This is a genomic window from Pseudoxanthomonas suwonensis, assembly GCF_010093235.1.
Classification (GTDB): Bacteria; Pseudomonadota; Gammaproteobacteria; order Xanthomonadales; family Xanthomonadaceae; genus Pseudoxanthomonas; species Pseudoxanthomonas suwonensis.
Genome location: NZ_PDWP01000002.1, coordinates 187,615 through 193,614, shown reverse-complemented (window position 1 = coordinate 193,614; position 6,000 = coordinate 187,615). Strand labels below are relative to the sequence as shown.

Annotated in this window: 7 protein-coding genes; 3 read left to right on the top strand and 4 right to left on the bottom strand. The window is 69.2% G+C overall.

Translation table 11 applies throughout. From position 1 onward, the window contains the following. Nucleotides 1-298: 298 nt before the first annotated feature. Nucleotides 299-823 carry a COG4315 family predicted lipoprotein gene (locus CSC68_RS01765; RefSeq protein ID WP_162201775.1) on the bottom strand — a complete coding sequence of 175 codons (525 nt, stop codon included), beginning with the start codon at nucleotides 821-823 and terminating at the stop codon, nucleotides 299-301. Nucleotides 824-1,052: 229 nt separating this feature from the next. Between CSC68_RS01765 and CSC68_RS01760 the strand changes: the two genes are divergently transcribed. Next, the gene (locus CSC68_RS01760) at nucleotides 1,053-1,559 is read left to right on the top strand and encodes a YciE/YciF ferroxidase family protein (protein ID WP_162201774.1); all 507 of its coding nucleotides are present in this window, start codon (nucleotides 1,053-1,055) and stop codon (nucleotides 1,557-1,559) included. A gap of 102 nt (nucleotides 1,560-1,661) precedes the next feature. Further along, nucleotides 1,662-2,285: a DUF4142 domain-containing protein gene (locus CSC68_RS01755; protein ID WP_162201773.1), complete on the top strand. Its 624-nt coding sequence runs from the start codon at nucleotides 1,662-1,664 to the stop codon at nucleotides 2,283-2,285. Nucleotides 2,286-2,625: 340 nt separating this feature from the next. On the opposite strand, the gene CSC68_RS15815 is transcribed toward CSC68_RS01755, so the two are convergent. Next, a complete protein-coding gene (locus tag CSC68_RS15815; RefSeq protein ID WP_162201772.1) occupies nucleotides 2,626-2,967 on the bottom strand; it encodes a hypothetical protein in 342 nt (113 codons plus the stop codon). Nucleotides 2,968-3,126: 159 nt separating this feature from the next. Between CSC68_RS15815 and CSC68_RS01745 the strand changes: the two genes are divergently transcribed. Beyond that, nucleotides 3,127-3,981: an MBL fold metallo-hydrolase gene (locus CSC68_RS01745; protein WP_162201771.1), complete on the top strand. Its 855-nt coding sequence runs from the start codon at nucleotides 3,127-3,129 to the stop codon at nucleotides 3,979-3,981. A gap of 18 nt (nucleotides 3,982-3,999) precedes the next feature. Here the strand turns inward: CSC68_RS01745 and CSC68_RS01740 are convergent, their stop codons facing one another. Together CSC68_RS01740 and CSC68_RS01735 are read right to left on the bottom strand one after the other, a co-directional pair. Next, a complete protein-coding gene (locus tag CSC68_RS01740; RefSeq protein ID WP_162201770.1) occupies nucleotides 4,000-5,430 on the bottom strand; it encodes an MFS transporter in 1,431 nt (476 codons plus the stop codon). A gap of 78 nt (nucleotides 5,431-5,508) precedes the next feature. Beyond that, entirely contained in the window at nucleotides 5,509-5,742 is a 234-nt protein-coding gene (locus CSC68_RS01735; protein ID WP_162201769.1) for a hypothetical protein, read from the bottom strand. Between the last annotated feature and the right edge of the window lie 258 nt (nucleotides 5,743-6,000).

Below are 6,000 nucleotides of genomic sequence, written 5' to 3'. Positions count from 1 at the left end.
CGGGCTGGCCGCAGCCGCTGCAGCAACGCCGCACGCCCTCCTGCGGATCAAGCTCGATCACCAGCCAGCGTTGGCCGCCGCGCGGCTCGCGATGCCAGCGGCTTACGCCATATCCCGCCCAGCCTCCCAGCGGAGACATACAATCCAACTCGGCCACGGCCGGCCCCAGTTTGTTGCTTCGACACCAGCAAGTCTGCCGGGTCGGCCGTGTGCCTCTCTCCCCTTAGTTGGGAGAAGAACCTTTTTTTTCCGTGATCGAAAGGCCGGCAGGGAAACACCGCCTGCCGGCCACGCCGCCTCAGGGCCGCGCCAGCTGCCAGTGGCCCCATTCATCGACCACGCCGTCGCCGGCCGAACGCCGTGCGCCCTGGTCGCCGGCGTAGCGATACAGCGGCTGGCCACGCCAGGTGACCTGGGTTCCATCGGCACGCTGCAGCGTGCCCACTGCGGCGCTGCCACCGGCGCCATCGGCCACCTGCAACGTGCCCGTGCCCAGCACCGGCGGCCACACGCCCTCGCAGGCCTGGTCGCACTTGGTGCCATCGACGTTGCCCTCCAGGTAGTACAGCGACGCGCCACTGGCATCGACCAGGTGCGGCGCCGGCTCCTGCTCGATCGCCAGATCCACCACGCGCGAATCACCTTCGGGCGAAGGCGATGCATTACCCGCCGCATCGCGGGCGACCGCGCCGGCTGCACCGCGCTCGCCGGTGGTATTGCCGTCGTTGCCTTCCGGCGGGGCGGCGTCGTATCCGCAGGCGGCAAGCGCAAGCACCGACAGCAGCGGGGCAGCGAAGAGCATCCTCGAAACAGGCATCTGCATGGGTTCCTCCCTTCTCGCACTGGATCCAGCGATGAGACCTCCGCGGCAGGCACGATGCGATGAAGGAAACGTCGATACGCGATGAAACCCCTACTACGCGCTTTGAACACCGATTTCACCGCTGCTGGACCGCGCGCCAATGGGTCCGGGTCCAGCATGGCCCCACGATGCGTGTGGCCGGCGCGCACCCTTCCCCACCCATCCGGCCGCAGACGAAGGAGCATCCATCATGGCGGTGAAGAACATCGAAGAGCTTTTCATCCACGAGCTGTCGGACATCTACAGCGCCGAGAAGCAGCTGACCAAGGCCCTGCCGCGCCTGGCGCGCGCCGCCGACAACCCGGAACTGGCCGAAGGCTTCCGCCTGCACCTGGAGGAAACCCAGGGCCAGATCGAGCGCATCGACCAGATCGTCGACCTGCTGGACATCCGCCTCAAGCGCATCAAGTGCGCGGCGATGGAAGGGCTGATCGAGGAAGGCAAGGAAGTGATCGACGCGATCGACGCAGGTCCGCTGCGCGACGCGGCCCTGATCGGTGGCGCGCAGAAGGTCGAGCACTACGAAATCGCCGCCTACGGCACCCTGGCCGCCCTGGCCAAGCAGCTTGGTTACAAGGAGGCCCTGCCGCTGATCCTCGAGACCCTCGAGGAAGAGAAGGCCACCGACGAGAAGCTGACCCTGCTCGCGGAGCAGGGCGGCAACCAGCGCGCCGCGCAGCAGCGCGACGCTGCCTGACCCCCCCCGGCCACGGCGCTTGCCATGCTCCTTTCGCCGTGGGCCCCCAGGCGCCGGCTCCCCCGGGTCGGCGCCTGGCCCTTTTCCCTCCACGGAGAACACATGAAGAACATCAAACGCATCGCGACCCCCGCCCTGCTCGCCCTCGCCATCGCCGGCCTCACTGCCTGCGGCCAGGACCGCAATGACGCCGACACGGCTCCGGGCGTGCCGGATACCTCGGCGGCCGATCCGGCGGCCCAGCCGCCGGGCGCCACCGATCCTGCCTTCGGCGACAGCCAGGCCACGCCTGAAGAGGCGGCAGCGCTGGGCGCGCTCAACGCGATCAACGAGCACGAGATCGCCGCGGGCGAGCAGGCCCTGGCCAAGGGCGTCACCGGCGTGACCGCCGATTACGCTCGGCTGATGATCGACCAGCACACCCAGAACCGCACCCAGACCAGCGCCTTCGGCCCGGACGAGCAGGCCCAGGACGCCCAGGCCCAGCGCCAGAAAGGCGAGCAGGAGCGCGCCACGCTGGACCAGCTCGATGGCGAGGCCTACCGCAAGGCCTATGTCGACGCCATGGTGAAGGGCCACACCGAAGCGCTGGAAGCGCTGGACCAGAAGCTGATTCCCGCGGCCACCCGCGAGGACGTGCGCCAGCACCTGACCACCACCCGCGAACACGTCGCCCAGCACCTGGAGCAGGCGCGCGCATTGCAGTCCGGCACCAGCGGCCAGTAACAGCAGCGTCACCCGCCAGGCCAGAGCCGCGACGCGCAAGCGTCGCGGCTTTCCTGTATCCGGATCCATGCCGTGTAGCCCGGATAAGGCCGAAGGCCGCATCCGGGATACACCACGCCTGAGCAAGCCGCCGCGCCATCCCGGGTGCGCTGCGCTTACCCGGGCTACGAGCTGTCGAATCCTGTCCAGTTCATCCCCATCCATGCGCTGCCGCGGAAAACATCCACCGCGGCATTAGCGGATAACGCACGGCAATAACGCCCATTCTCGCGCCAGCGTCGGCAAATCCCTGTTTTCCAAGGCGATGCGGCGGCTGGATTCCATTTTCGTAAAACAGCTTTCACTGCCTGCTGGGCGCGACGCTAACGCACCGATGCCGACACTGGTCGCGGACCTTGGCACTCCGCCACGGCCTCGAAGAGGAAGCGCAGAAATGGCCAACCAGCAGAACCAGAACCAGCAGGACCAGCAGCGCCGCCAGGACCAGCAGGGCCAGCAGCATCAGCAGGGCCAGCAGGACCAGCAGCAGCGCCAGAACCAGCAGCAGCAGGATGACCAGCAGGGTCGCCAGAACCAGCAGCAGCAACAGCACGACCAGCAGGGCCGCCAGAACCAGCAGGACCAGCAGCAACGCGGCCAGCAGCGCTGATCCCAGCCTGTCATCCGGTCCCGGGGCCCCCATGCGGGGCCCTTTCTCTGTGCGTCTTCCGCCAGCATCGCGAGCCGCGGCCCAAGCGGCGCAGGCCCGAATGAAAACGATGCAGCATCCTTGGCAACGCGGATCGCACCGGCTGCCGCGTCCAGACTGCACCCTGCAGGCCTGCACGCCCGCGGAGCCGCCATGAAAGTCCATCACCTCAATTGCATATCCACCTGCCCGTTGGGCGGGCATCTGATGGACGGTCGCACGCGAGGGGTATTCACCCGCGCCGCCCTGGCCTGCCATTGCCTGCTGGTCGAGAGCGGCGATCGCCTGGTGCTGGTGGACACCGGACTCGGCCTGCACGACGTGGCCCATCCACGCGATCGCCTCAGCGCGTTCTTCCTGGGCCTGCTGTCCCCGGACCTGCGCACGGAGATGACCGCGGCACGCCAGGTCCTGGCGCTGGGACATGCGCCGGCGGACGTGACCGACATCGTCCTCACCCACCTGGATTTCGACCACGCCGGCGGCCTGGACGACTTCCCCAACGCCACCGTCCACCTGCGTGCCATCGAGCAGGAGGCGGCCGCGCGCCAGCGGACCTGGCTGGACCGCCAGCGGTTCCGGCCGCAGCAGTGGGGTTCGCGGGGGCGCTGGCTCACGTATGACGACGCCCGCACCGACAGCTGGATGGGCTTCGACGCGGTGTCCGGCCTGCGTGGCCTGCCACCGGAAATCCTGATGGTGCATCTGCCTGGACATACCCACGGCCATGCCGGCGTGGCGATCCGGCGCGACCACGACTGGCTGCTGCTGGCCGGCGACGCCTACTTCGATGCCCGCGAGATGCATCCTCGGCCCTGCTGCACGCCGGGACTGCGCCTGTACCAGTGGATGATGGAGAAGGACCGGCGGTCGCGCCTGGGCAGCCGCGACCGCCTGCGCGAACTGGCCCTGCGCGAGCAGCAGCTCACCCTGTTCTGCTCGCACGACCCGGTCCAGTTCGAGGCGCTCGCCGGTCGCCGCCTGGGCGATCCGGTCCTCCCCCGTTAGCCGGGCGGGCCGCCCGACTCAGGCCTGCGGGCGCGCCTCCACCTTGGGCTCGGCCACCTCATGACCTGCCTCCGCACGACCCGCCATTTCCGCACCCGCGTCGGGATGCAGCCTGCGCATCTGCAGGATCGATGCGGCGGAGATGAGCCCGACGGTGAGGAAGGCGAACAGGAAGGTCACCGGATCGCCGTCCTCGCGCCCGGTCACCCTGCCCGCGATGCTCAGGGCATAGCCGCCGACGGTCACGCCCAGCGCCAGCGCCACCTGCTGCGCCACCGCCGCCAGGCTGCTGGCCTCGCTCATGCGCTCCTGTCCGATCTCGGCATAGGCGATGGCATTGATGCTGGTGAACTGCAGCGAGCGGAAACAGCCGCTGGCCAGCAGCACGCCGACCATCAGCCAGTACGGCGTATCGGCCTGGAACAGGCCGAACCCGGCAAGCAGCGCCGACGCCAGCAGGCCGTTCCAGACCAGGATCGAGCGGAAGCCGAACTGGTGCAGGATGCGCGGCGCGACCACCTTCATGAACATCGCGCCCGCGGTGGAGGTGAAGGTAATCAGGCCCGACTGCAGGGGATCCAGGCCAAAGCCCAGCTGCAGCATCAGCGGCAGCAGGAACGGCGTGGCGCCGATGCCGATGCGGAACAGCGAACCGCCCAGCACGCCGGCGCGGTAGGTCGGATAGCGCAGCAGGTCCAGGCACAGCAGCGGGTGCGGATGGATCCGCGCATGTCGCACGTAGGCGAGGATCAGCCCGGCGCCGGCGAGGATCACCAGCCCGGTCGCCGCCCCGGGCATCAGTCCACGCCCCACCGCCGACAGGCCGAACATCGCCAGGCCCAGGCCGCTGGCCGACAGCACGAAGCCGCGCCAGTCCATGCGCTTCACCGGCTGGCGCAGGTCGGGCACGAAGCGCCAGGCCAGCCACATCCCCAGCAGGCCCATCGGCAGGTTGATCAGGAAGATGAAACGCCAGTGCGTGTAGGTGGTGATCGCACCGCCCAGCACCGGGCCCAGCATCGGCCCCAGCATCGCCGGTACCGTGAGCCAGCTCAGCGCGCGGACCAGCTCGGCCTTCTCGACGCTGCGCAGCAGGACCAGACGCCCCACCGGCACCATCATCGCCCCGCCCACGCCCTGCACGAAGCGACCGGCCACCAGCGTGCCGAGGCCGTCGCTGGCCGCGCAGCACAGCGAGCCGACCAGGAACACCGCGATCGCGCCGACGAAGATGCGCCGGGCGCCGAAGCGGTCGGCCACCCAGCCGCTGACCGGGATGAACACCGCCAGCGCCAGCATGTAGGTGGTCAGCGCCAGCTTCAGCGCCACCGGCTCGGTCCCCAGCTCCGCCGCAATCTGCGGCAGCGAGGTGGAAATCGCCGTCGAATCCATGTTCTCGATGAACAGGGCGGTGGCGATGATGAGCGGGAGCCGGCGCTGGGGAGTCACGGGCCTGGGGAATCGAGGCGGACCGTGATTGTCGCCGTCGCCACGTGAATGTCACGCGGCCGACGGCCTGTCGGGGCATCAGCCGCCTGCGAGTCCTCCACCGGCGCGGCCCGGCAGGGCGCCATCGTCCTCGGCGTCCGGATCCTCGAGGTCACCGACCTCGCGGTCGATGCCGGCCTGCGGATCGGTGGCCGGCGCCTCCGGCGGGGATTCGCCCTGCCCTGCGTCCGGCGGCGTGGTGCGGTTGGATTCAGCGCCGTCCTGGCTTTGGTTCGGATCCTTCGCCGGGTCCTGGTCGTGGTTCCTGGTCATGACGTGTCCTCGCGTGTGGCAATCGAGGCTACGTCCACGCGCGTGAGCGGGGCGCAGACTTCCAGCCGGGGAAGCACCAGCATCGCGCAGGCGCCCGCGGCGACGGTCCAGGTGGCGCAAACCCGGATGCGGCCTGCGGCCTTATCCGGGCTACAACGCATCTCACGGTGGAGAAGGGTCCAGACCGGTAGCCCGGGTAAGCGAAGCGCACCCGGGTCGCCCTGCGGGACAGTGAGAACTGCCGTAAACCCGGATGCA